This window comes from Rhizorhabdus sp. P4_G5 (assembly GCF_056401065.1).
This window is the reverse complement of record NZ_JBFUKB010000008.1, coordinates 37,906-61,466: the sequence shown is the minus strand read 5'-3', so window position 1 is coordinate 61,466 and position 23,561 is coordinate 37,906. Positions and strand designations below refer to the sequence as shown.

Below are 23,561 nucleotides of genomic sequence, written 5' to 3'. Positions count from 1 at the left end.
CCGCGCATTGAACGTCGAGATCAGTGTCGGCAGGCGCAGATTGATCTTGTCTCGCGGCCATAGAACAGGCTCCGTCCCTTATAGCGATCAAGGCGCCGGCCGGTCCTGTCGGGCAGGAGAAGAAAGCACTCAGTCACGGCACCCGCTGTCCAGACCTCAAAGGCGTTGGGCATGTCGTCGAGTAGACCGTCATGGATCAGGCGATTTCGCATGGTTTCGATCTCATCACATTCCTCGAACAGCGAATGAGGCAGATCATCAATCGCGAGGCGCTTGCGGTCGCCGAACAGGATTTTCGCCGATGCGAGCTTGGGATAGGTGCCCGTCAAGGGTTGCAGATGATGCGATATCGCACCCCGGCGCGATCGAAGGCGGTCCGGGCGCCGGCCAGGAAATAGAGGAATTGGAGATCCTGAGTGCTCCGCCGGGTAAAGGCCTTCTTCGCCGCATCGGCGCTGAGAAGGCCGCTGGTCATCATGATCACCTCCTTGCGATAGGACGGGTCCGCCAGCGCGGCTGCCAGCGTCTTATGGGCTTCGTCGATCGTCAGCGATCCTTTGAGGAGACGGGATTGTTTCACAACAGGCTTGCTCGGGGCATCCTTTAACTTGACGGACCAGTCATCATCCCAGCCTGACGGCTTCGCGAGGCCCACCCCCGCAGAACCCGCGAAGGCAAGGCTCGCCTGGGCCTGGCGGGTGACGTCCTGCAATTTGCCTGCCGCAGCTTCGGGATTGCGGGTTTCTGACGCTTTGGCGTGGATGAGCATCACGCGCCGGGCGACTGGGTCGACCGCATAGAAGTCAGCGGTCTCGACAGTGCTGTCGTCGCAGATGATCACCTGCGAAGCGATCAGATCGATGCCGAACTGCTCGGCCGGTTTGGGAAGGCTTCCGTCGAGCCACCCAAAAACCAGTCCGAACAACGTCTGCGTGTTCCATTTCGCCGCATCCTTGACGCGCGTGTCCCCCTTCTCGCTGAGGACAGTCTTGGTATGCGCCGACCCTTCCAGAATCTCGAGCATCGACTGGTTGAGCTCGGGCTTGTAGAAATGACCTGTCGAGTAGACGCAGTCACCGCTTGCCGGAATGACACGAAACGACTGCTGCTGGTTGATGATCCGGATCAACGAGGTTGGCAGCTTGCGACCGAACTCACGATCATCCTCGTGCAGCTCGACGCCGGCATCCTTGGCGGTCTCGCCCCCGGTCACAGCTTGATCGAGCTTCTCACCCTCGATCTTGTATCGGCCCCGCGGTGGCGTGGTACCGCGGTAAACATATTCGATCGCAAGCCGATATGGTCCGAACTCGAACGCCTGGCCGATCACATTGCCTTCATCGTCGACGACGTCCTTGACCTCGCAGCAGGTGTCGTGATCAAGCAGGGCCTTGAGCTTGTTCTCGTCCCAGCCCTTAGCATCAGCCTCTTCGCTGGCGACCTCATCGACGACCCCCCACAGATCGAGCAGGATCGATTTGGCCTTGCCGTCTCCGGATGACGGCGGCGGCACCTCGCGCGCGAAACGGCTGAAATATTGGTGCGGCTTCGTCGCGTCTGCGGTCATCGCCGCCGAGATCACGCGCACCCATGCGAGCCATTTGTCTACGGCCAGATAGGCATAACTGCTGTCAGCCACGCTCGACGTCCCCAGCGACAGTCGCCGGCGCGCGGTGCCGCCGTCATGCGGTGCGATCCCGCTGATCGACGTCGGTACCTGGCTGGCTTCGGCCAGATCGAAATAGCCGGTTTCCATCGCATGCCGCCGAACGCGCAGCGACCGGAGGCCGCGCTCGCCCAGATCCAGGCCTGCGGCCGCGGTCTCGACGATCCGCGTGCGGAGCGCGGCGTCGCTCTTGGTGTCAGGGAAGAGCCGGCGTAAATCCTCGGTCGGAGGCGCCAGCAGTTTGAGGCGGGACTTGTCGATCGGCACGCCCTCGGTATCGAGGAGGAAGATATGGGGGCCAGCCCGCGCGATGACGGCCACGCCGAGCCGCCATTCGGGGATGTGGTGGTGTGCGAGATAGCGCGAATTGCCCCACAGCAGGTACCGGATCATCCGCACATCGGCATAGTCGACCTCGAGGCCGGCGGGTGGTGAGACCTCCGAAATATCGAAGCGCTCCTCGAGCAGCATCGCTTCGCGAAACGCCGCGGCCAGCCCGTCCAGCGTCTCCGTCTTCACGCTCTTCGGCATGCCCTCGAGAACATGCACGCTCGCACGGCGCGGCAGGATGAAGGCGGCCATTGTCGGGGTCTCGTCGAGCAGATGCCCGCCCCGAAACTCCCGCGCTATATATTGGACTGCCGGGGCGGCACGCTTGACGCTTGCCAGCAACTGGGTTTCGGCCCGGAAGGCCATGTCGACCTCGCTTGCCGCATATCGCTCATAAGCGAGGTAATTCTGCCAGCGCTCGCCGATCTGCTCGTGCACGGTCGGCGCACCGACATATCGATCGATCCTCCCGGTGCTGCCGCGGACGATAGCGTACTGGCCTGTCGCGTCGTGCAGGTCGGGCAAGCGGGTGGCGCGACCGATCTGCTGGACGAGCTGCCGGGCGGAACCGAAGGGATCGAGGAGCCAGATCTCGACGACGCTGGGATCGTCGATGCCCTCGAGCAGCTTATATTGGTGGAGCCAGATCCGGGTGGTCTTGGCCTGCTGGTCCTTGACCGCGACCCGGACCTTCTCGAAGCGCAGCGATTTGAGTTGTTCGACGGCGGTTTCGGCGAGGCCATCGAGGCCGAGCTTGGCGTTGCCGCCTTTGGTCGCGACATCGTGGATGAGTGCCGCCGGTTGCCCCAGCATCTCGTAAAAGGCACGTTGAAGGGCGGCGAGCGACTTGAAGGTCGCGGCATGCACGATCACCTTCTTGCCTTCGGGTATTGCCGCGAACGTCTTACGAAACTGGTGGACGAACAACGCTTCGCGCGTCGGGTTTGCCGGTGCGGCACCCGTGACAGCCAACGGGGGCTCCACGCGAACGTCGCGGATCAGGCGCTGGCCGACAGCCTCGTCCCACGGCAGGTTGAAGACGAAACTTCCGTCGATCTTGAAATATTTATAGTCATTCCGATAGGGCGTCGCAGAGAAGATGATCGTCGGGCAACCAAGGGCGCGAACGGCCTGCGACCATGCATAGGCAGGCTCGTAATGGCCTTCGTCGACGATTACGAGGTCGACCTCGGCCAGAAGATCTCGCAGGGCATCGGGGCCTCCCGGCAATCCGCTCAGGCTTGCCGCCGGTTCGGGCGCGTTGCGGCCGTGGAAGTCGCGGTGCGGTGGCGGCTCGAGACCCAACACGCGATGCAAGGCGTTGAATGTGCCTACCAGGATCTGCCGATCCTTGCCGGCCTCTGCGTCGTTGATGATTTTGCCATATTGCGCCGCCTCGAGGGCGCGCGCTGGAGCGATCTTGCCACCCGCTACCGCCTTCCCGACGCGCTCGATTTCTGTCTGATCAACGCCTTCGCGCAAAGCCTCCCCGTCGTAGACCGCCCCAAAGGCCTTGCCCCAAAATCGGAAGGACAGATCGAGGCGCATCTGGCTGACCAACCCTTCGCGGGGCGTCAGAATGAGGACCTTCTTCACCCGTGGTGAGGCACAGGCCAAAGTTGCGATCACCGCGGATTTACCTGTTCCGGTCGGCATTTTGACGAGAGCGGCCTGCTCCGCGGCAGCGCCGGTGTCCCAGGCCGCCAAATAGGCATGCGCGAAGGCGACCGCCCGCCGCTGAGGGAGCCAGAGGCCTCTGTCGGGACGATAGGTCCCATCGCTTGCGGCGCGCCAGAAGGCGAAGCCATCCAGCTGAGCCATCCAATTTGCTTGGAGAGCGTCAATCGCGGGAAGCCCAGCATCCTCTATACCGAAAGAGACGGATCCCCCGATGGCTGACGATCGCAGCGCCGCGATAGACGACACGTGGCCGATCGCCTGCGTAGCTTTCATCTTCGGCTTGTTCCCCATGCGACTCTCTCACCTAAATTGTGGCGTCTGCGGCCTTGTGCTCGGCTAGCCGAGGTCCAGGTCGTTTCGGCACTCAATTCTGTAATGACCATCCGAGCAAGCCATGTTCTTGCAGGCGCGGCAGATTTCTAGCCGGAGCATCGCGTTTTGCGTTCCGACATTATGCTGAGCTAGCGTGTAGGAGAGCCCTGATCATCCCGCCCCGTCTGAAAGGAATATCGTGCCGCTCGATGGCCCCCGCCTGCCTCCGCTGTCCGGCTCGAAGCCGATCGCGCTCGTCATCCTGGTCCACGGCTATGGTTCCAACGGCGACGACCTCATCGCGCTGGCCGAGATGATCCAGCCCGCCCTACCGGACGCGGCGTTCGTGGCGCCCCATGCCCCATCGCAGATGCCGCATATGGCGGCCGCCTATCAGTGGTGGCCGATCGAGACCTTCTCGATGGCCGAGCGCGCCGCCGGCGCTGCGGCGGTAACCCCTGCCTTCGATGCGTTCATCACCAGCGAACTCGAAAGGGTCGGGCTCACCGACGATCGCCTCGTCCTGGTCGGCTTCAGCCAGGGCACGATGATGTCGCTCCATGTCGGCCTGCGGCGGCCGCGAGCTGTCGCCGGCATCGTCGGAATCTCGGGGATGCTCGTCGCGCCAGACAGGCTGGAGCCCGAGATCCGCAGCCGCCCGCCAGTGCTCCTGATCCACGGCACTGCGGACGACGTCGTGCCATTCCATTCGATGGAGCTCGCCGAGACCGCGCTGACCGCTACCGGGGTCGCGGTCGAGACCCAGGTTTCGCAAGGGGTCGGGCACAGCGTCGGCCAGGACGGCCTCAACGCCGCGACGGAATTCATCCGTCGCGCGCTCGGCTAGATCGACCAGTGGCCAGGCCGGCGATCGCCGTCGGCTGCCGCCCGGAAGATTTGCAATCCCCCCGCACCGACGGGCTTCTGCTCTCCCTTAGGATGATCAGCGTCTTCGAAAGACCCTTTTGAAGGCTGGCTTCTAGCGTCCACCTTCCACCCAATGCTGACGCCAAGCTGCCTCGGCCGCGACTGAAAGCCGACTGTCCGCTTTCGGAAACCGGAAAGGCCCGACGATCGTCCGCTATTAAGGCGCAAGCAGACCAATCAGATCGGCGCGCGTGAACGGCAGCTATCCCGAAGTTCTTCTCGAGACCTGCCAGTCCGCTAGCGGCCCAGTTGCTGTCATCGGCGAGTGCCTGAACGTATGGCAGTTCTCGATATGCTAATCGGAGACGGGGAGCGGCCGCTTGTCGGCGTGGCCGGGCAATGGAAAGTGAAGTCGCCGATCTATGATGTGATATCGATTTTGACACCCCGCAGCCTTACCGGCCGAGACTTGACGCAAATCGGCGCAGCGATAAGTCGCAGCCGCCGGGTTCCTCCATCCGCTGGGCGTATCTCAACGTCGAGGGTGAAGCCCCGTCGATGTTGAATGGCATACGCCCTTAGTCGCTCCATCGCGGCACGCGAGCCTTCCTCATACAGTGACACGGCAGTCTCCCGAGAAGCGGCACTACCCCCGAGGCAGACCGAATTGTTCGTAGACCCCGTCCGACCACGTCAGTGTATTGTCTGCGAGGTCGCAATCCCACACGCCTATTCCTTGGTGAGCCAATGCGTGATGGCTCGCAGAAGGGCAGAACGCATCGCTATCATTCCACGGAAAGTGGAATCCTAGATCAAAATGGGAATCGCATTCGTACAACGGCCAGCTTGCCGTCAGAGGGCGCGCATCCAGCGAAGCCAATAAATTCCCAATCGTGTTCATGGGTAAAGGGATATCCCTGATCCACCTAATTAACAATCAACGCTGTGGGCGGATCTCTGGGAAGGGCCGCCCTCTCAAACGGCAGCTTCTAGTCACACCGTTGATCGGGCCGGATGTCCGTTAAGTCGGCGATCACAGTCAGACCGAAATTCGAAAAGATCGTTGGCGTTTCACGCCGTTGGCGTTTCACGGCGGGGCGGCGTTGGCCTGGCGGCGTCGATCTGGCGGGTGGGCGTCGCTGCCCTTTAGGCCCGCCGCGCCGGGCCGCAACTCGGCTTCGCCGAGTCCTCCACTGCGTTCCGGTCCTGCGGATGCACCCCGGCTCTGTCGGCGGGCCTGCCGGTTCGCTCCTGCCGCCCACCCGCCATTCCGGCGCCGGTTGCGGCGGTTTGAAGGAGTGAAGACCATGGAACTCAGGCATATCGACATCGCCAACCTCGCCGTTTCGGTTGCCAACATACGCGGCAAGGGCAAGGCCGACCTTTCCAACATCCTGCCCTCGGTGCGCGCACGCGGCGTGCTGGTCCCGCTCATCGTGCGACATAACGGCACACCGGACACCTATGAGATTGTCGCGGGCAAGCGGCGCTATCAGGCCGCGCTGGCGGTGGCGCAGGAAACCGGCGAAGCAGAAGCATTGCCCTGCGCGGTGATCGAAGCAGGCGACGACGCGGCGGCCCTCGAAGCCTCGCTGATCGAGAATATCGCTCGGCTCGATCCCGATGAAGCGACCCGCTGGGAATGCTTCACGCGATTGGTGCGCGAAGGGCGAACCCCCGAGCATATCGCGACTACCTTTGGCCTCACCGAGTTGCAGGTGAAACGGACGCTCGCGCTGGGCAACCTGCTCCCGCGCATTCGCAACCACTACCGGCGCGGTGAGATCGATGCGGCCACCGTGCGGCACCTGACCCTCGCGACCAAGGCGCAGCAGCAGCAATGGCTGGCGTTGCTTGACGATCCGAACAACTATTGTCCGACTGGCCATTCCCTGAAGGCGTGGGTGTTCGGCGGTGTGTCGATCCCGGTCAGTGCCGCATTGTTCGATGTCGATGGCTACAGCGGCGGTATCGTCTCCGACCTGTTCGGCGAGGATCGCTATTTCGCCGATGTCGCGGCCTTCTGGACCGCGCAGAATGAAGCGATCGAGGCCCGCGTCGAGACCTATCGCGAGGCGGGGTGGAGCGATGTCGTCCTGCTGCCGGAGGGTGAGCCGTTCCACAGCTGGGAGCATGAGCGTTGCCCGAAGCGCAAGGGCGGCAAGGTTTATGTCGTCGTCAGTGCGCGCGGTGACGTTGCCTTCCATGAGGGCTATGTGACCGTCAGGGAGGCGCGCAAGCTCGCGAAGCATGTCCTGAGCAGGGCCGAAGGGGGCGAACCCATCGACACTCCCAAGCGGCCCGAGATCAGCAGCAGCCAACAGGGCTACATCGACCTGCACCGTCATGCCGCCGTCAGGGCGCGGATGATCACCATGCCCGGCATCTGCCTGCGCGTCGCGGTCGCGCATATGATTGCGGGATCATCCCTCTGGACGGTCAGGATCGAAACGCAGCGTGGGTCCGATGCCATTGTCGAGAGCGTCGAGAACAGCCTGTCCGAGGCGCGGTTCGATGCCCAGCGGCGCAAGCTCCTGGCGGTGCTGGACTATGATCCCGATAGCCCGACCATCGCGCGGGGCGGCGGCACGCTGACCGGCCTGCTCGCCAAGCTGTCCACCCTCGACGATGCGACGGTCATGGACATATTGGCGGTTGTGATGGGCGAAACGCTCGATGCCCGCAGTGATCTTGTCGATGCGCTGGGGATCCAGCTTGGCATCGACATGGCAGAGGTTTGGCAGGCCGATGCTGCCTTGCTCGACGGCATTCGCGACCGCGAGGTTATCGACGCGATGCTGGCCGAGGTGGCGGGCAAGGAGATTGCCGACGCCAACATCAAGGAAACCGGCAAGGTCAAACGCCAGATCATCCGCGACTGCCTCGACGGCACCAATGGCCGCACCAAGGTTGAGGGCTGGGTGCCGCGCTGGCTACGGTTCCCGGCGACCAGCTACACCGAACGTGGTGGCGTCGCGAGCGTCAACCGGACGGCCAGCACGACCGAGGCAACGACCCCGGCGGGCACAGCCGGGAGCGATGTCGCGCCCATGGCGCAGGCTGCGTGACCTTCATTGACCGGCGGTCTGCGGGGCGCCGGTCTCTTGTTGTATGGGAGATATCCCATGACCGACACCCCCGAACCTGACATGACGCAGCGCGCCCGGCGCGCGCTGGAGCGATCGATCGAACCGGTCGATCCGATCCCAAGCGGGGCACCCGATCCCGAACTATTGGTACGACTTGAAGCGGCGTTGCTGTCGATGCCCAAGCTCCGCCGCGAGATATTTCTGGCGGTGCGGCTGGATGCCATGTCCTATGATCAGATCGCGAAAGTAACCGGCCTTTCCGTCAAAGCTGTCGAGTGCCAGATGGTCCGCGCCCTGCGCAAGCTTAATTACCATCTACGGCATGGCGAAGCCCCACCGCATCGGCATTGGTGGCAGAAATGGCGACAAAGGCGATGATTTCACCGCCAATCTTGCCGTCTGCGCGCGGCACGGTTGGCGAATGTGTCATGCCGAGTTAGGACTGTTCCGATGAAGACCGGCCTCGATCATCTGCCTGACGGCAAGCAGCGCGAACTGGCGCACGTGGTCGAGATCGTGCGCACCTGGTTCGCACGCGCGACCGCGCAGCGTACCCAGCCGCGCTTCCGCAACGGCAAGCTGCTCAAGGTCATTTTGTTCGGTTCCTATGCGCGCGGCGACTGGATCGAAGATCCGGTCGGGCGCTATTTCTCGGACTATGACCTGCTGGTCGTCGTCAATCATGACGATCTGACTGACCTCGCCGAATTCTGGGAGAAGACCGAAAGCCAGCTTCTCGCCGACTTGTCGGCGGGCACCGTGCTGCGCACGCCCGTCAGCCTGATCTATCACAGCCTCGACGATGTGAACGAGAAGCTCAGGCTCGGCCGCTATTTCTTCATGGACATCGTGCGCGACGGCATCGTGCTGTTCGAGGAGCCGGGCCATCCCTTCGCCGACCCACAGCCACTGTCTCCCGCGCAGGCCTTGCAAGAGACGCAGGATTATTTTGATGAGTGGTTCGAGAGCGCGCGCCGCCGTTTGGAAATAGCCAATGAAGACCTCGCGAAAGGCTATTTAAAGGAAGCGGCCTTTGACTTTCATCAGGCCACCGAACGCTTCTATCACTGCCTATTTCTGGTCCGGACGCTGTACAGTCCCAAGACCCACAATCTGAACCGGCTACGTGACTTGGCGGAGGAACTGGAACCCTCGCTCAAAGCTGTTTGGCCACGCGAAACCCGCTTCGAGAAGCGCTATTACGCGCTTCTGCGCGACGCCTATGTGAAGGCGCGCTATTCGCGGTCCTATCGCATCAACGTCGAGCAACTCGCTTGGATCGCGGCCCGGGTGACGCTGCTGCAGGCCCTGGTGCGCGAAGCCTGCGAGATGCGAATCGAGACCCTCGCCAAAGCGGCTTAGGTCGTTTCTTTCCGCGCGTTGCGCGCGGATAGTGTGAGATACGAGTCCATTGCCGGGTGGCCGGTGCGAATGTCCAGGCGATCATCGCTAAAGGTGTCGGCGCGTGTTCTCTTGCACGTTCTCAGCACCCGGCTTGCTAAATTTGACGGAGAGCGAGCCAAGAAATGGCTCGCTCTCCGATGAGCACCGAGCTCCACGAATTAATGCAAGGTTGTCAGCCTTTCGACGAATTTCGGAGTCTTCGGCTGCCCGCGCTGCCTCATATGGTCACCACCGGGCGTTGCTCATAGGAAGTGCCATTTTTCCACATTACCAACATCAAAATCGCCAGTTTTCTGGATAGGGCCACAATGGCCTTTCGGCGATTGCTCCGTTTCGCAAGTTTGAGTGCCCACTGTTTTAAAGGGACGTCTTTACGGGAATTGAGCATCGCTTTGGCGGCGCTGAACAAATGCTTGCGTGTTAAGGGGCTTCCGGCCTTGGAAATGCCGAATCGACGGCGGTACTTACCGGTCTGCCAAGTACGTGGTGTCAGGCCCAGAAATGCGCCGACATCGGTCACGTGTTGGAAGCGGTGTGGCTCGCCAATCGCGGTGGTAAACGAGAGAGCGCTCAGGACGCCAACACCAGGAATTTCCAGGAATCGTCGACAAACCGGGTCGCTTAGCGCGATGCGCCTGAGCTCCGAATTCAGCTGGCGCACCATGCGCCGCAGCGCGATTGCAAGCTCGAGAAGTGGCAGGATTTGCTTACGGATGTTGTCTCCGTAATCGAGGCTGATCGTTTCAATCAAACCCTGAACTTCACGCTGCAATGAGGTTTCAGAGAAAATCCGACCCGCTGCCCGCACGCCATGCATGTGCATGATGCTGAACATCACACGCTCAATTCCCTTGCGATGCTTGATCAACAAATCACGCACCACGATTTGATTCCTGATGCACATGTGATCGACCGATTTCAGGTAGGAGTGGTGTAAATACTCTCCGCCAATTCGCGCGATTTCGGCCAATCCCCTGGCATCATTATCGTCGGTCTTATTCAATCTTACGCGGATGAAATTGTGGACATGCCGAGGGTTGTATATTGTCACGTTGTATCCGCGATTTCTCAGCTTTCGGGTTATGTCCATCGACGTTGTGCCCGTCTCAGCACACATCGAGACGATGTGCGGGCCATAGCCGCCAAGGGCTTCCTCCAGATCATCGATCGAAGCGGGGACCGTCTCTTCCTTGATCAGTTCGCCTTGCCGATCGATGAGGCAAACGCGAAACGTTCGGGTCGAGGTGTCGAGCCCTGCCCAAACTCCGCTGTCTGTTGCCATGACCACTCTCCGCAGAATGGGGCGGCTTCAAAATCTAAACAGGGTCTACGCCCTGACATGCATGGCGAAGTCCGCCCACAGTCGGATAGATTCCTTCTGCGCGCGCCAGATGCAAGATGTTGGGGATGCGCTGTGCCGATAAGCAGATGACACGTTAGGCTGCCACCTGCGCGTCGACGTCGAGCACGAGTCCTCCTGTATCCTGCGCGTCAACGGCATCGATCGGGCACAGCGTATCGCTGCCGCAGGCGAGCGTAATCCAGTCGATCCGCCAGTCAATTTCGAGCCGATCGCCACTATCTTCGCGTGCGATTTTGATGATCGCGGCCCCCTCGACGGCGATGGAAAATCGGCAGCCATTGCTGCCGGCATCATAGTAGCCGCGGATCAGACTGCCGTCGGAAATCGCCAGCGAAAATTCTTCGGTTTTCGCCCGCGCGGGTAGGTCGAGCAGCGTCTCGACATCACCGGTCAGTCTCAACGAGTGACCATCGATCGCTTCGATTTGAACGCCCACTGACATGGTCCTCTTCATGATTCGGCAGGGCAGGAAGAACAGAACAAATAGCGAACATAGTGCAAGAATGGGGTGAGGGTGGGATGGCAAGATTGAAAGCTGTGCCTCCATGAGACCCAGAAACTGGCGTCTGCACGTCGTTTAAGGAGGAGGCATAAGCTGGGGCTGAACCGGCAATTGCCTCCACCCCAGTGCCATGCCGGCCGGGAATCGCGCAGAGCCGGGCGCTGCGACGGTGCCAGCTATGGAGCACCTTGAACGGCAGCGCGGTCATCACCTCATCGCGGCGATCCTGCCTGGTGAGGTTCCTGTGATGCCCGACGATCCGTTCGAACTCTGGCTTGGCCGTTTGGGAAGTGACCGTCCGTTCGCACACCGCATGCGCGGCGCGGTCAACCGCGCGGGCGGCACGGTGAAGAGGAAGGCGAGTAGCTTTACCGGCGTACGGATCGGGCGCGGTTCTGGGGTGGGGCGCATACTCGCCTCGCGCGGTGGCTGGACTGGCCGGCGCGTCGTGGTCAAAGCCCGCATCGTCAAGCTCGCCGGCAAGGGCCAGGCCGCGGCGGTCGCTCACCTGCGCTATCTCCAGCGCGACGGCACCACGCGCGATGGCGAGCGCGGCCAGCTCTATGGCCGGGGCGACGAGACCGTCGACGGTAAAGCCTTCCTCGAACGCGGGCAGGGCGATCGCCACCAGTTCCGCTTCATCGTCGCCCCCGAGGATGGCGCCGAATATGAGGATCTGAAACCACTGGTCCGCCGCTGGATGGCCCAGGCGGAGCAGGACCTGGGAACGAAGCTCGACTGGGTGGCAGTCGATCACTTCAACACGGGGCATCCCCATGCCCATGTCATCGTGCGCGGCAAGGATGATCGCGGCAAGGATCTGATCATCGCCCGCGAATATATGACCCAGGGTTTGCGTACTCGTGCCGCCGAACTGGTCGACCTCGACCTGGGGCCGCGAAGCTACCAAGAAATCCTGCGCACCAATTTGCGCGAGGTTGAGCAGGAGCGCTTCACCGGGATCGACCGGCGTCTGTTGCAGGCGGTCGGCGAGGACGGGCTGGTCCGTCCCGCCCATCCCGAGGGCGTGGAGCAATCGCTGCGCGCCGGGCGGCTCCAGACGCTCGGGCGGATGGGGCTGGCGAGCGAGGAGGGGCGCGGAAGCTGGCGGCTCGATGCCGCTCTTGAACAAACGCTGCGCCGAATGGGCGAGCGTGGCGACATCATCCGCACGATGCAGCGCGCCATGACGCAGCGCGCGCCCGAGCGATCACCGGCCGATTACACCATCTATGATCCGGCCGGAGGTGAAGCCGCCCCGATTATCGGCAAAGTGGTCGCGCGGGGCCTGGCCGACGAGTTTGCCGACCGCCATTATCTGATCGTCGATGGCGCCGATGGTCTCAGCAATTATGTCGATATCGGGATTGATGCCCCGGCCACCAGTACACGGGCCATCGTCAGGATTGCGCCTGCCGCCGTGACCGTGCGGCCGGTCGATCGTACCGTCGCCGAGATCGCCGCCGCGCATGGCGGCAGCTACAGCGTCGATCTGCATCTCGAACATGACTCTTCCGCGACCGAAGCCTTTGCCGAGACGCATGTGCGCCGGCTCGAAGCCTTCCGCCGGGGCACGGATGGCGTCGAGCGCCGGCCCGACGGAAGCTGGACCATCGCGCCCGATCACCTGGCGCGGGTTGAAGCCTGGGAGCGCGGCAAGCTACGTGACCAACCGGTCACGATCGAGACGCTGTCTACCACGCCGGTCGACCAGCTTGCGCGGCATGATGGCGTGACTTGGCTCGATCGGGAGATTACCGCTCCGAACCCGACACCGACGGGGCGGGGTTTTGGTGCGGAGGTGCGCAAGGCGCTCGACCTTCGGCGGCAATGGCTGGTCGAGCAGCAACTGGCCGACGGCGAGGGCGAGAATATCCGCGTGCGCGCCAATCTCCTGGCGACGCTCCGGCAGCGAGACCTGCGCCGGGTGGCGGGTCAGTTGAGCGAGGAGCTGGGCATACCCTTCGCCGAGGCAAAACACGGCCAGCCGGTCGAGGGCATCTATCGCCGACAGATCCAGATTGGCGACGGGAAATACGCCTTGATCGAGAAAGCCCGTGACTTCACGCTCGTGCCCTGGCGACCGGTGCTTGAGAAGGCGATCGGCAAGCAGGTATCGGGCATCATGCGCGAGACCGGTGGGATCAGCTGGACGATCGGCCGCAGCCGGGGGCTGGGTGTCTCCTGATCGCCCCACGCGGAGCCCAACAGCGCCCATCAGCACCATCATCAACGATGGTAGCGGCAGCTATTGTGGTCCGATGCAGACAGCCAAGATCCGCCACCAATTCTATCTGCCCGACGATTTGTCACGGGCATTGGACGACCTTGCGTCAAAGCCCGGCACGTCGAAAACCGCGATCCTGACCGATGCCCTGCGCGCCTGGATGGAGCGCAAGGCCGGCAACGAGATCGACGAGCGCTTCGGGCCACGGCTCGACCGGCAGCAGCGGATCGCGCAGCGCAGCGAAGCCATGCTGGGCGCCATAGCCGAAATGCTCGATCTGTTTGTTGCGCATCAGCTCACGCTGACCGCGCACCAGCCGCCTTTCGATCAGGAGACCGGGCAGCTTGGTCGGCAGCGCTACCAGCAGTTCATCGATCAGGTCGCGCGCCGGCTCGCGAACAATCGCGGCGTGCCGCGGCTGTTAGCCGCGACCAAAGCGAAGGATGGGCAGCAGTGACCCATGTCCAGCTCCAGCCGCTGACGGTTCGGATCAAGGAGGCCTGCCGCATGACCGGCATCGGGCGATCGAAACTCTACGAGCTGATTGCAGACGGTGAGATCGAGATCGTCAAGGTCGGGGCAATTACCCTTGTGCCGGTTGCTGGGCTTCAGAGGTTTCTAGAAAAGGCCCAACACCGGCAATAACACGGACATACCATTTCGCTGCGCCAAATGTATGATCCGTGGCATGCCGAACAACTTTTAATGCCCAGACGGCACGCCCGATCAGCTAGCGGTCTGGGCGTGACGGCGTGGCATACCAGCACATCGATTTTGGGGGCCACAATGCCGCGCATACATTTTTCACAACCTTTATCACTTTGAATAACAACGACATAGATCGAGCTATATGAGTCCGCCTTTGAAAATGCCGACCGCATCGGCTGGGCTGGAAGCCGAATCGGGCCGAAAAACAGCCAATGACTTCAAAGAGTTGGCAGCGGGCAACCGGCGCAGGTTCGAGGCCTGAATTTTTTGGGGGGCCCGTTGGGGCCACGTGGCCCCGTGGCCGAAAAAAGGTCATTAATTTCAAATAGGAAAGTCACCGCTGTCGAGTCCTGTAAGCGCACCATTTCCTTGATCGCGATAGGATGGCGCATCGTTCCGAGGCGCTTGCCCGCCGTTTTCCAGAGGGGGAAGCGAGGGGGAGGCGTCGGCAAACCGGGACTGCGATTGCCTTGCTAGATGCGAATGATTCGCAGTTTTCCGGGTGCATGGGGTTGTGTGTTCGTTTTTTAAGTTTTTCCCGCCGACCCGCCCCGCGCAGGGTGAAACCATGCGGCAACCGAACAGGCAACGGGTGCTATATCCAGTCATGAGAATGAGCGTTCACAGCGCGAGTGTACCGCGTGTGAAATGGGAGTTATTCCAGCCTTCGAGGTCCTACATGTCAAGGACAAGGGGAGACACGCATGGTCGGAGAGCGCCGAGACTTGCCTGTCTCCAAAGCGGCTAATCCACCGGCGCTTGCGGCACCGCGCGAAGCCCTGCTAGCTGACGCCATGTTTGAACAGACCTTCAAAAACCTCGACGATATTCTGCGCAAGGAAGCCGGTTGCGCGTCCGAACTGGATTACACCGAGCAGACCAGTTGGCTACTGTTCCTGAAATATCTCGACGACCTGGAGTTTGCCCGCGCCATGGAGGCCGAATTGCGCGGGCAGGCCTACACCCCGATCATCGACGCCGCGCATCGCTGGGGCCTATGGGCCGCGCCGAAGGATGCCGGCGGCAAGCTGGATCATAACCGCGCCAGGACCGGGCCGGACCTGATCGCCTATGTGAACCGCGAGCTGTTCCCTTATCTAGAGGGGTTCAAGGGCCGTGCCACCAGCGCCGACACCATCGAATACAAGATCGGCGAGATTTTCGGCGAAATCCGCAACAAGTTCCAGTCCGGCTACTCGCTGCGCGACGCGATCGACGCGATCGATGAACTGTCTTTCGGCAGCCAGGTTCAGAAGCATGAGCTTTCGGAGCTGTACGAAGCCAAGATCAAGAACATGGGCAACGCCGGGCGCAACGGCGGCGAATATTACACCCCGCGCCCGCTGATCCGCGCGATGATCAAGGTGGTGAAGCCGACGCTGAACGATACCGTATATGACGGGGCAGCGGGTTCGTGCGGCTTCCTGTGCGAAGCCTATGAATATCTCCGGCCGCTGGCGAAGACAGCCGGCGACCTCGAACGGCTCCAGAGGCGCACCTTCTTCGCCAAGGAGAAGAAGAGCCTGGCCTACGTCATCGGCACGATGAACATGATCCTGCACGGGATCGAAGCGCCCAACATTGTCCACACCAACACGCTGGCCGAGCAGGTGCTGGACATTCAGGAAAAGGACCGCTTCGACGTTATCCTGGCCAACCCGCCCTTTGGCGGCAAGGAGCGCCCGGAAATCCAGCAGAACTTCCCGATCAAGACCGGGGAGACCGCCTATCTGTTCCTCCAGCACTTCATCAAGTCGCTGCGCGCGGGCGGATCGGCGGCGGTGGTTATCAAAAATACTTTCCTGTCCAATACCGACAATGCCAGCGTGGCGCTACGGCGGGAATTGCTGGAAAGCTGCGACTTGCACACCGTGCTCGACATGCCCGGCGGCACCTTTCAGGGCGCGGGCGTCAAAACCGTGGTGCTGTTCTTCGACAAGGGTGAGCCTACCCGCAGCATCTGGTATTACCGGCTCGATCCTGGCCGCAACATGGGCAAGACCAACCCGCTGAACGATGCTGACATGGTGGATTTCGTCGATCGGCAGGCGAGCTTCGCCGAAGGGCCGAACGCATGGAGCGTGGCGGCGGATACGCTCGATCCCGCGACTTTCGACCTGACCGTGCGCAACCCCAATGCGCCCGAAGCCGAGGCGCTTCGCAGTCCGCAGGAAATACTGGCCGATATTGCGGCTCTGGATGCCCAGAGTGCGAAGATTCTGGCGCGGGTGAGGGGGCTGCTGTGAAGGCTGTTCCCCTTGCGGAAGTGTGTCGCATTGTGAATGGCGGCACGCCCAAGAGCGGCATTGCCGACTATTGGAAGGGTGACGTCGCTTGGCTGACGCCCGCTGAGATGGGGAAACTCAAATCGCCGTACATCCACCAAACTGCGCGCACCATCACGCAAGCCGGCTTGAAAAATTCCTCGGCCCGGCAAGTGCCAGTCAGCGCGGTGATCATGTCCACCCGCGCTCCGATAGGGCATTTGGCCATCCCCGAAGTTCCGATGGCCTTCAACCAAGGTTGTCGTGGGCTGGTGCCGAACGAGCATCTGGACACGAAATACCTCTACTACTTCCTTTTTTTGAGCCGGGAAGCTCTAAACGACCTTGGGACGGGCGCGACCTTTAAGGAACTTGCTTCTTCCGCCCTTGGCAAATTCCCTATTCCCCTGCCTCCACTCGAAGAACAGCGGCAGATTGTGGCGGTGCTGGATGAGGCCTTCGCCACCATCGCCGCCGCAACCGTTGACGCCGAAAAGAACCTCATCAATGCGCAGGTTTTGTTTGGAAGCTACCTCCATTCCACCTTCACTCAACAAAGTGAAGGTTGGGTCAAATGCCGTCTGAAGGATGTTTGCGAAAAAATTACGGATGGTACCCATCAAACGCCAAAATATTTTAAAGAAGGAATCGTGTTTCTTTCATCGCGCAATGTGACAAGTGGCAGGATTGATTGGGATAACGTCAAGTATATTGATGAAGATCAGCACGCTAAAATGCACAAACGCGTTGCACCTAAGCGCGGAGATATATTGTTAGCTAAAAATGGCACTACAGGTGTTGCTGCAATCGTCGACAGAGACACTGTATTCGACATATATGTGAGCTTGGCTTGTCTTAGGGCGTTGCCGGTAATCCGACCAGAATTTCTGCTGTATTTTATCAACTCGCCCGTGGCGAAATCTCAGTTCAACAAACGGCTAAAAGGAACCGGCGTTCCAAATCTACACCTTGAAGAAATTCGTGAGGTGCTTTTATCATTTCCGGCTAATCTAACGGAACAAGACCGAATGATAAAGCAACTTGATGCCATCCGAGCGCAAGTCGAAGATCTCGAACGCATATTTCGGCAAAAGCTTTCAGCCTTGATAGCTCTCGAACAATCCCTCCTACACCACGCGTTCACCGGCAAATTGACCGCCACCAGGCTGGAAACCATTGCCGCATGAATGAAGCCGAGACCCGCGCCGAACTGATCGACCCCGCGCTGCGCGAGGCCGGCTGGGGCGTCGTCGATGGCAGCCGCACCCGCCGCGAGGTGATCGCGCCAGGTCGGATTATGGGGAAGGCCAAGCGAGCCAAACCGCTCAGTTGCGATTATGTGCTGGTCTATCGCAACACTCGGCTCGCCACGATCGAAGCCAAGGCGGCGACTAAAAGCTATACCGAGGGTGTAGCACAGGCGAAGGACTATGCCGCCCGCCTGCTCACCCGCTTCGCCTTTGCTACCAACGGCAAGCAGATTTACCGGATCGACATGGATACCGGGGCCGAGGCGCTGGTTGATGCCTTTCCTACACCGCAGGAGTTGTGGGACGCCACATTCGCCGCCGCCAACGCCTGGCGCGACCGCTTCGCTGCCGTGGCCTATGAAACCGGCGGTGGGCGGTTCGAACCGCGCTACTATCAGCACAACGCCATCGAGCGCGTACTGGAAGCGATCAGTGCGAAGAAGACTCGGATTCTGCTCACCCTCGCCACCGGCACCGGCAAGACCGCCGTGGCCTTCCAGGTCACGTGGAAGCTGTTTCATGCCCGCTGGAACCTGGCCGACTGGAACAGCGAGGAAGCCCCTACCCGGCACCCGCGCATCCTGTTTCTGGCCGATCGCAACATCCTCGCCGATCAGGCCTACAACAGCTTCGCCGCCTTCGATGATGGCGCCCTGGCGCGGATCAAGCCGGGCGAGATCAAGAAGAAGGGCGCGGTGCCCAAGAACGCTAGCGTGTTCTTCACCATCTTCCAGACCTTCACCAGCGGTACCGACGCGGATGGCGATCCCGCGCCCTATTTCGGCGACTATCCTCCCGATTTCTTTGATTGCATCGTGATCGACGAGTGCCACCGGGGCGGCGCGAAGGACGAAAGCGAGTGGCGCGCGATCCTCGAATATTTCGCGCCAGCCGTGCAGATTGGCCTGACCGCTACGCCCAAGCGGAAGAATAATGTCGATACTTACGCCTATTTCGGCGAGCCGGTTTACACATATTCGCTGAAAGAGGGGATCAATGACGGCTATTTGACTCCGTTCAAGGTCCGCCAGATCGGCACCACCATCGACGACTATGTCTTCACGCCTGACGATCAGGTGATCGAAGGCGAAGTCGAAGGCGGCAAGCGCTACACCGAAAGCGATTTCAACCGCACCATCGAAATCCGCGAGCGCGAGGCATATCGCGTGCGGACGTTCATGGGCATGATCGACCAGCGCGAAAAGACCTTGGTGTTTTGCGCGACGCAGGAACATGCCGGGATCGTGCGCGACCTGATCAATCAGGTGAAGACCAGCACCAACCCGAACTACTGCGTCCGTGTGACCGCCTCGGACGGCGCGATCGGCGATCAGTGGCTGCGCACCTTTCAGGATAATGACAAGACCATCCCCACGATCCTGACCACCTCGCAGAAGCTGTCCACCGGGGTGGATGCGCGCAACGTCCGCAACATCGTGCTGATGCGGCCCGTCAATTCGATGATCGAGTTCAAGCAGATCATCGGGCGCGGGACGCGGCTGTTCGACGGCAAGGACTATTTCACGATCCTCGATTTCGTGAAGGCCTATGAGCACTTCAACGATCCCGAATGGGACGGAGAGCCGCTGGACCCAGAACCGCCGAAACCGCCGCGCCCTGGAGACCCGCCCGGCGAACCGCCCGAACCGCCCGGCGAACCCGATCCGCCGAAGCAGAAGCTGGTCATCAAGCTGGCCGACGGGAAGGAACGAACCTTCCAGCATATCAGTGCGACGACGTTCTGGAGCGAAGACGGCAAGCCGGTTTCCGCCCAGCAGTTCATCGAAGCCCTGTTCGGCAAGCTGCCGGAGCTGTTCAAGGATGAAGACGAACTGCGCGCGATCTGGAGCCAGCCGGACACGCGCCGCAAGCTGATCGAAGGCTTGGCCGAACGCGGCTTTGCCGGGGACCAACTGGAAGCGATCCGAACTGCGACCGACGCGCAGGAAAGCGATCTGTTCGACGTGCTGGCCTATATCGCCTTCCTGCGCGCGCCATTGAAGCGGGTTGAACGGGCGGGTGGACGGCGCGATGCGATCCTGGCCCATTACGAGCCGCGCCAGCGCGCGTTTCTCGATTTCGTGCTGGCACAATATGTGCTGGTCGGTGAAAGCGAACTGGACCCCGACAAGCTGCCCGAATTGCTTCAGTTGAAATATGGATCGCCGGGCGATGCCGTGCGCGAGCTGGGGTCCGTCGCTGAGATCCGTGCTACCTTCCACGGGTTCCAGCGCGGGCTTTATGACGCGATTGCTAGTCCCGACTCAGTGGGGGGCAAGAATTACGAGGGTTAACGGCTGCCGCGAGGCGCTTACCTTCGGAAAGACCTATCCGTTCCGACCCAGCGTCACCCACGCCTTCAGATAAAATCTCCCGCCACGACGGCGCCCGCGTTCACCCCGGCCAGCAACACAGCGGAATCGGCCGTCGCGCCGCCGGTGCTCGAGTAGAACAGGTAGGTGTCCGCGCCTACCGCCAGCGCGGCCACCTCCTGGTCGCCGGCGTGGCCGTCCAGCAGCGACTGGGCAAAGCTGGCTGCGGCCGCAGGATCGGCCTGGGATGCGCCCGTCAACAGCGCCGCCGGCGCGAAGCCGAGCGCGAGACGATCGGCCGCCGGATCGAAATCGGCGATCCTGTCGGGGGTGGCGATCGGCGAGGCCTGGCCGGAGAAGAGGAAGACGTCGCTGTCGCCGCCGCCGGCAAGGCTGTCCTGGCCGAGGTCGCCGGACAGGATGTCGCTGCCCGCGCCGCCGCTCAGCGTGTCATTGCCCTGGCCGCCGCGCAGCGAGTCATTGCCGTCGCCGCCATCGACCATGTCATTGCCGCGGTTGCCGTTCATCGTGTCGTTGCCGACATAACCGGTCATCGCATCGTCGTCGGCGCCGCCGTTCATGCGATCCGATCCGATGCCGCCGTCGAGCATGTCGTTGCCGGCATTGCCCTGGAGATAGTCGCTTCCGTCGCCACCGTTCAGGCTGTCGGCGCCATCGGCTCCGCCCATGGGCGATTGGCCGAAGAGGTGGTCATTGCCATCGCCGCCATTCAGCCGGTCGTTGCCGCCGCCACCCAGGAGAACATCATGGCCATTGCCGCCATCGAGGAGATCGTCACCGGTGCCGCCGGTCAGCGTGTCGTCTCCCGGCGTGCCATATATCTGGCTGCCGTAGCCGCCATAGCCATAGCCGTTGGCTGATGCGCCGGAAGACATGCCGTTGTACGAACTGCCGGTTGCACCGGGTCGGCCGCTCCAGACTGTTGTTTTACCGCGATTTCCGAGCCGTCAGATGGATTCCATCCGACTGGAAAATCGCTCCAGCGTGGCAGTGAGTGCCCGAGACAGGTGTTTCGGTTCACTGTTTTTCGGAAAAAGGTTCCGGCCTGGCCGCTTGCCGCGAGGCTCCCGGTTTATCGGGGGCGTCCGGGATCCTGCCGTGTACGAGCCTCCATGCCCTTGCCTAGAGCCGCGTGCTGTTGATCTGAAGCACTTCCCGCTCAGCCCCTACTCAGGATGAGCGGTTCATATTAAAGGCGGGCCCCTCTAAATGCTCGGTCGTGGGGTACGGTCCTTGTTGCGCTTGTCGGCGACGTAGGTCTGGCCGTTCTCGCATTTGACGATGTCGAACAGCCCTGTCGCTTCGAAGAGGGCGGGGAAATTCTTGACGCCGTAGTTGCGCGGGTCGATCGGCGCCTGCCGCTTGGCGGCGCTGCCGGCGGTGGACAGCAATGCCCAACCGTCCTCGCGCTCCGCCGCCTCGACACCGCCGCGCAGCGCGATGACCAGCGCCGCATCCTGCGCGAGCGATCGGTTCGGGCCCGCGGCTGGCCCGGGCTGGGCCTCTTCCGTCACCTTGGCCTTGGGCGTCTTGTTCGGGGAGCGCGGGGGGGCTGCGGGCGGCGCTGGCGCCTCGGCATCGGCAAGGCTGTCGAGATAGAGAAAAGTGGTACAGGCGTTCACGAAAGGGTCGGGCGTCTTGCGCTCGCCAAAGCCATAGACATCGTGCCCATTGGCCTTGAGCTGCATCACCAGGGGCGTGAAATCGGCATCGCTCGAGGCGATGCAGAAGGCGTCGAGATCCTGCGTGTAGAGGAGCTCCATGGCATCGATGACGAGCGCGATATCGGTGGCGTTCTTGCCGGTCGAGTAGCTGAACTGCTGGATGGGCCGGATGGCAAAGGCGTGAAGCTTGTCTCTCCAGCCCTTCAGCCCCGCGCTGCCCCAGTCACCATAAGCCCGACGGATATTCGCCGTGCCATATTTCGACAATTCCGCGAGAATCGTGGCGATCTTCGCGTGCGAGACGTTGTCGGCATCGATCAGCAGCGCGATGCGGCGATTGGGCGTGGGATTCGCGGATTGGTCAGCGCTCATCCTTCCCCTTCTGTTGGCTTCCGATCGTCAGTGCAACAGCCAAGGCGATCATGCGCCCGGTTGGCGGCGTTGCAATCACGGCCCGAGATCATCTTCCCCGGACTTCAGATGATATGTCGCACGCGGCGAGAAGCCGAGCCTGGCGGCAATACGGTCATTCCACTCATAGGGGTCAGCCCTGAGAACCGGATCGCCTGTCTCATCGAACAGCACCGTCTGATAGAGCATCCGGACGGGAAGCTGCTTCGGAAGCGGCACATAAGCCTCCTCGTTGCCCGCGCGGGCCTTTTGCCATTGCTCCAGGATCCCGTTGTCGCGGGCCAGCATGTCGGCGAATCCGACGGCATCCTCGACCCTGACGCAGCCATGGCTTCTCTGGCGCTGTGGCAGCTTGAACAGCGGCTTCGCGGGCGTGTCGTGGAGATAGATCGCATGCTCGTTCTTCATGTCGAACTTGACCAGCCCGAGCGAATTCTTCGGGCCGGAGCCCTGAACGATCCAACCGTCCTTCCAGAACATGTTGTTGGCCGTGAGATAGGCTGGGCCCTTCGCGGCGATCTCCTTCTCCTGGATCGAGCGAGGCACCGTCCATGTGGGGTTGGCGACCAGCCGGTAGATGGGCGATTGAAGCTGCGGCGTCGACCGGTCGGGCCGGCCGACGACGACCCGGCGGATATCGACGATCTTGCCGTCGCGCCAATAGCTCAGCCGCGCCGCGGCGAGGTTGACGTCTATCCGGGTGGGTGGCGGGCTGCGCTCCAGCCAGCGCAGGCGCTCCATGTTGACGGCGATGGCGCGCGCACGCTCCTCGTCGGAGAGGTTGAGGATCGCGATCACATCGCTCCCGATCACGCCGTCCGCCTTGATCCCGTAGTCCGCCTGCATCTTCTTCACGCCGGCGACCATCGCGGGCGTATAACGGTTGGGCAACGCTTGCGGGGCGAGATAGTCATACTCGATCAACTGCCGCGCGATGGCCGGGACGCGCGGATCGCGCGCGCCAGCCTTTATCGGCTCCGGAGGCGGAGGGATTTTCGGCGTTCCGCTCCCGTCGCTCTCGCGCAAGGCCAGATATTGCTGCGAAAGCTTGCGGTAATTGGGGTCCTGGGGCGCGAGGCTCTCGAACCATTGCTCGAGCTTGCCGGAGGCGAGGGCGATTGCAAGGCCGCGCTTCAGATCGGGGTTCGGCCGGGGCACGGTGTAAAGCGCATAGAGTTTCTCGGGGTCCGTCACGCCGCGCCCGAGCGCTCCGGCGAACGCCAATGCGGCCTGGGTAAGCCGAGCGTCGTCCTCCACGCTGCCCGGATCGGCGTCGATCCCGAACGAGATCCGGTCCAGGCCGTGCGCGGCACGGTTTTCGATCGCCTTCTTCAGCTGGCTTGCGCTGTCCCGTGTCCAGGCCGCCGGCGCTTCGGCCCCGCTCGCCTCGCCATCGCTAGGCAGACCATGACAACTCGACAAGGCGATCACTGAAATTGACAGCAGCAACGCAACAAGGTTTTTTCGCACGCAACTTCCTCACATTTGCAC

At 61.8% G+C, this 23,561-nt stretch carries 17 protein-coding genes; 10 read left to right on the top strand and 7 right to left on the bottom strand.

Translation table 11 applies throughout. The features are described from left to right. Positions 1 to 20: 20 nt before the first annotated feature. Positions 21 to 329, bottom strand: coding sequence for a hypothetical protein (locus tag AC1DQK_RS14940; RefSeq protein WP_477871884.1), 309 nt, complete (start codon positions 327 to 329; stop codon positions 21 to 23). Then, a complete protein-coding gene (locus AC1DQK_RS14935) occupies positions 326 to 3,817 on the bottom strand; it encodes a DEAD/DEAH box helicase (RefSeq protein ID WP_477871882.1) in 3,492 nt (1,163 codons plus the stop codon). Before AC1DQK_RS14935 ends, AC1DQK_RS14940 begins: the two co-directional genes overlap by 4 nt. A 370-nt stretch (positions 3,818 to 4,187) precedes the next feature. Here AC1DQK_RS14935 and AC1DQK_RS14930 point away from each other — a divergent pair, with 370 nt between their 5' ends. The 4 genes from AC1DQK_RS14930 to AC1DQK_RS14915 all read left to right on the top strand — a co-directional run bounded on the left by AC1DQK_RS14930 (position 4,188) and on the right by AC1DQK_RS14915 (position 9,306). Beyond that, positions 4,188 to 4,835 (top strand): alpha/beta hydrolase, encoded by a 648-nt coding sequence (locus AC1DQK_RS14930; protein ID WP_477871880.1) that lies wholly within the window; start codon positions 4,188 to 4,190, stop codon positions 4,833 to 4,835. 1,327 nt (positions 4,836 to 6,162) lie between these two features. Further along, on the top strand, positions 6,163 to 7,923 hold the full coding sequence (locus AC1DQK_RS14925) for a ParB/RepB/Spo0J family partition protein (RefSeq protein WP_477871878.1): 1,761 nt from the start codon (positions 6,163 to 6,165) through the stop codon (positions 7,921 to 7,923). 57 nt (positions 7,924 to 7,980) lie between these two features. Then, positions 7,981 to 8,322, top strand: a complete 342-nt coding sequence (locus tag AC1DQK_RS14920; protein ID WP_477871876.1) for an RNA polymerase sigma factor — start codon at positions 7,981 to 7,983, stop codon at positions 8,320 to 8,322. A gap of 72 nt (positions 8,323 to 8,394) precedes the next feature. Further along, positions 8,395 to 9,306, top strand: a complete 912-nt coding sequence (locus AC1DQK_RS14915) for a HEPN domain-containing protein (RefSeq protein WP_477871874.1) — start codon at positions 8,395 to 8,397, stop codon at positions 9,304 to 9,306. A gap of 259 nt (positions 9,307 to 9,565) precedes the next feature. On the opposite strand, the gene AC1DQK_RS14910 is transcribed toward AC1DQK_RS14915, so the two are convergent. Both AC1DQK_RS14910 and AC1DQK_RS14905 read right to left on the bottom strand, forming a co-directional pair. Further along, positions 9,566 to 10,630 carry an IS110 family RNA-guided transposase gene (locus AC1DQK_RS14910; RefSeq protein WP_477871872.1) on the bottom strand — a complete coding sequence of 355 codons (1,065 nt, stop codon included), beginning with the start codon at positions 10,628 to 10,630 and terminating at the stop codon, positions 9,566 to 9,568. 154 nt (positions 10,631 to 10,784) lie between these two features. Then, positions 10,785 to 11,258, bottom strand: a complete 474-nt coding sequence (locus tag AC1DQK_RS14905; protein ID WP_477871870.1) for a hypothetical protein — start codon at positions 11,256 to 11,258, stop codon at positions 10,785 to 10,787. Between the two features lie 133 nt (positions 11,259 to 11,391). Here AC1DQK_RS14905 and rlxS point away from each other — a divergent pair, with 133 nt between their 5' ends. The 6 genes from rlxS (at position 11,392) to hsdR (ending at position 19,956) form a co-directional block, all read left to right on the top strand. Continuing rightward, positions 11,392 to 13,401 (top strand): relaxase/mobilization nuclease RlxS, encoded by a 2,010-nt coding sequence (gene rlxS / locus AC1DQK_RS14900; RefSeq protein WP_477871868.1) that lies wholly within the window; start codon positions 11,392 to 11,394, stop codon positions 13,399 to 13,401. A 73-nt stretch (positions 13,402 to 13,474) separates the two neighbouring features. Then, positions 13,475 to 13,897 (top strand): CopG family transcriptional regulator, encoded by a 423-nt coding sequence (locus AC1DQK_RS14895; RefSeq protein WP_477871866.1) that lies wholly within the window; start codon positions 13,475 to 13,477, stop codon positions 13,895 to 13,897. Next, entirely contained in the window at positions 13,894 to 14,085 is a 192-nt protein-coding gene (locus AC1DQK_RS14890) for a helix-turn-helix domain-containing protein (protein WP_477871864.1), read from the top strand. Before AC1DQK_RS14895 ends, AC1DQK_RS14890 begins: the two co-directional genes overlap by 4 nt. An 857-nt stretch (positions 14,086 to 14,942) precedes the next feature. Beyond that, entirely contained in the window at positions 14,943 to 16,394 is a 1,452-nt protein-coding gene (locus AC1DQK_RS14885) for a class I SAM-dependent DNA methyltransferase (RefSeq protein WP_477871862.1), read from the top strand. Continuing rightward, positions 16,391 to 17,599 carry a restriction endonuclease subunit S gene (locus AC1DQK_RS14880; protein ID WP_477871860.1) on the top strand — a complete coding sequence of 403 codons (1,209 nt, stop codon included), beginning with the start codon at positions 16,391 to 16,393 and terminating at the stop codon, positions 17,597 to 17,599. Before AC1DQK_RS14885 ends, AC1DQK_RS14880 begins: the two co-directional genes overlap by 4 nt. After that, positions 17,596 to 19,956: an EcoAI/FtnUII family type I restriction enzme subunit R gene (gene hsdR / locus AC1DQK_RS14875; RefSeq protein ID WP_477871858.1), complete on the top strand. Its 2,361-nt coding sequence runs from the start codon at positions 17,596 to 17,598 to the stop codon at positions 19,954 to 19,956. The genes AC1DQK_RS14880 and hsdR overlap by 4 nt, the downstream gene beginning before the upstream one ends. Positions 19,957 to 20,021: 65 nt before the next feature. Here hsdR and AC1DQK_RS14870 read toward each other — a convergent pair whose 3' ends face one another. The 3 genes from AC1DQK_RS14870 to AC1DQK_RS14860 form a co-directional block, all read right to left on the bottom strand. Continuing rightward, the gene (locus AC1DQK_RS14870; protein WP_477871856.1) at positions 20,022 to 20,870 is read right to left on the bottom strand and encodes a calcium-binding protein; all 849 of its coding nucleotides are present in this window, start codon (positions 20,868 to 20,870) and stop codon (positions 20,022 to 20,024) included. Between the two features lie 330 nt (positions 20,871 to 21,200). Then, positions 21,201 to 22,031 carry an NYN domain-containing protein gene (locus AC1DQK_RS14865; RefSeq protein WP_477871854.1) on the bottom strand — a complete coding sequence of 277 codons (831 nt, stop codon included), beginning with the start codon at positions 22,029 to 22,031 and terminating at the stop codon, positions 21,201 to 21,203. A gap of 75 nt (positions 22,032 to 22,106) precedes the next feature. Beyond that, positions 22,107 to 23,540 carry a L,D-transpeptidase family protein gene (locus tag AC1DQK_RS14860; RefSeq protein WP_477871852.1) on the bottom strand — a complete coding sequence of 478 codons (1,434 nt, stop codon included), beginning with the start codon at positions 23,538 to 23,540 and terminating at the stop codon, positions 22,107 to 22,109. Positions 23,541 to 23,561: the final 21 nt, after the last annotated feature.

Bases quoted from the DNA above. Each gene is read 5' to 3' on its own strand.
- AC1DQK_RS14935 (WP_477871882.1), bottom strand. From the start codon at position 3,817: ATGGCTCAGCTGGATGGCTTCGCCTTCTGGCGCGCCGCAAGCGATGGG.
- AC1DQK_RS14925 (WP_477871878.1), top strand. From the start codon at position 6,163: ATGGAACTCAGGCATATCGACATCGCCAACCTCGCCGTTTCGGTTGCC.
- AC1DQK_RS14920 (WP_477871876.1), top strand. From the start codon at position 7,981: ATGACCGACACCCCCGAACCTGACATGACGCAGCGCGCCCGGCGCGCG.
- AC1DQK_RS14915 (WP_477871874.1), top strand. From the start codon at position 8,395: ATGAAGACCGGCCTCGATCATCTGCCTGACGGCAAGCAGCGCGAACTG.
- AC1DQK_RS14910 (WP_477871872.1), bottom strand. From the start codon at position 10,630: ATGGCAACAGACAGCGGAGTTTGGGCAGGGCTCGACACCTCGACCCGA.
- AC1DQK_RS14905 (WP_477871870.1), bottom strand. From the start codon at position 11,258: ATGGAGGCACAGCTTTCAATCTTGCCATCCCACCCTCACCCCATTCTT.
- rlxS (WP_477871868.1), top strand. From the start codon at position 11,392: ATGGAGCACCTTGAACGGCAGCGCGGTCATCACCTCATCGCGGCGATC.
- AC1DQK_RS14895 (WP_477871866.1), top strand. From the start codon at position 13,475: ATGCAGACAGCCAAGATCCGCCACCAATTCTATCTGCCCGACGATTTG.
- AC1DQK_RS14885 (WP_477871862.1), top strand. From the start codon at position 14,943: ATGTTTGAACAGACCTTCAAAAACCTCGACGATATTCTGCGCAAGGAA.
- hsdR (WP_477871858.1), top strand. From the start codon at position 17,596: ATGAATGAAGCCGAGACCCGCGCCGAACTGATCGACCCCGCGCTGCGC.
- AC1DQK_RS14870 (WP_477871856.1), bottom strand. From the start codon at position 20,870: ATGTCTTCCGGCGCATCAGCCAACGGCTATGGCTATGGCGGCTACGGC.
- AC1DQK_RS14865 (WP_477871854.1), bottom strand. From the start codon at position 22,031: ATGAGCGCTGACCAATCCGCGAATCCCACGCCCAATCGCCGCATCGCG.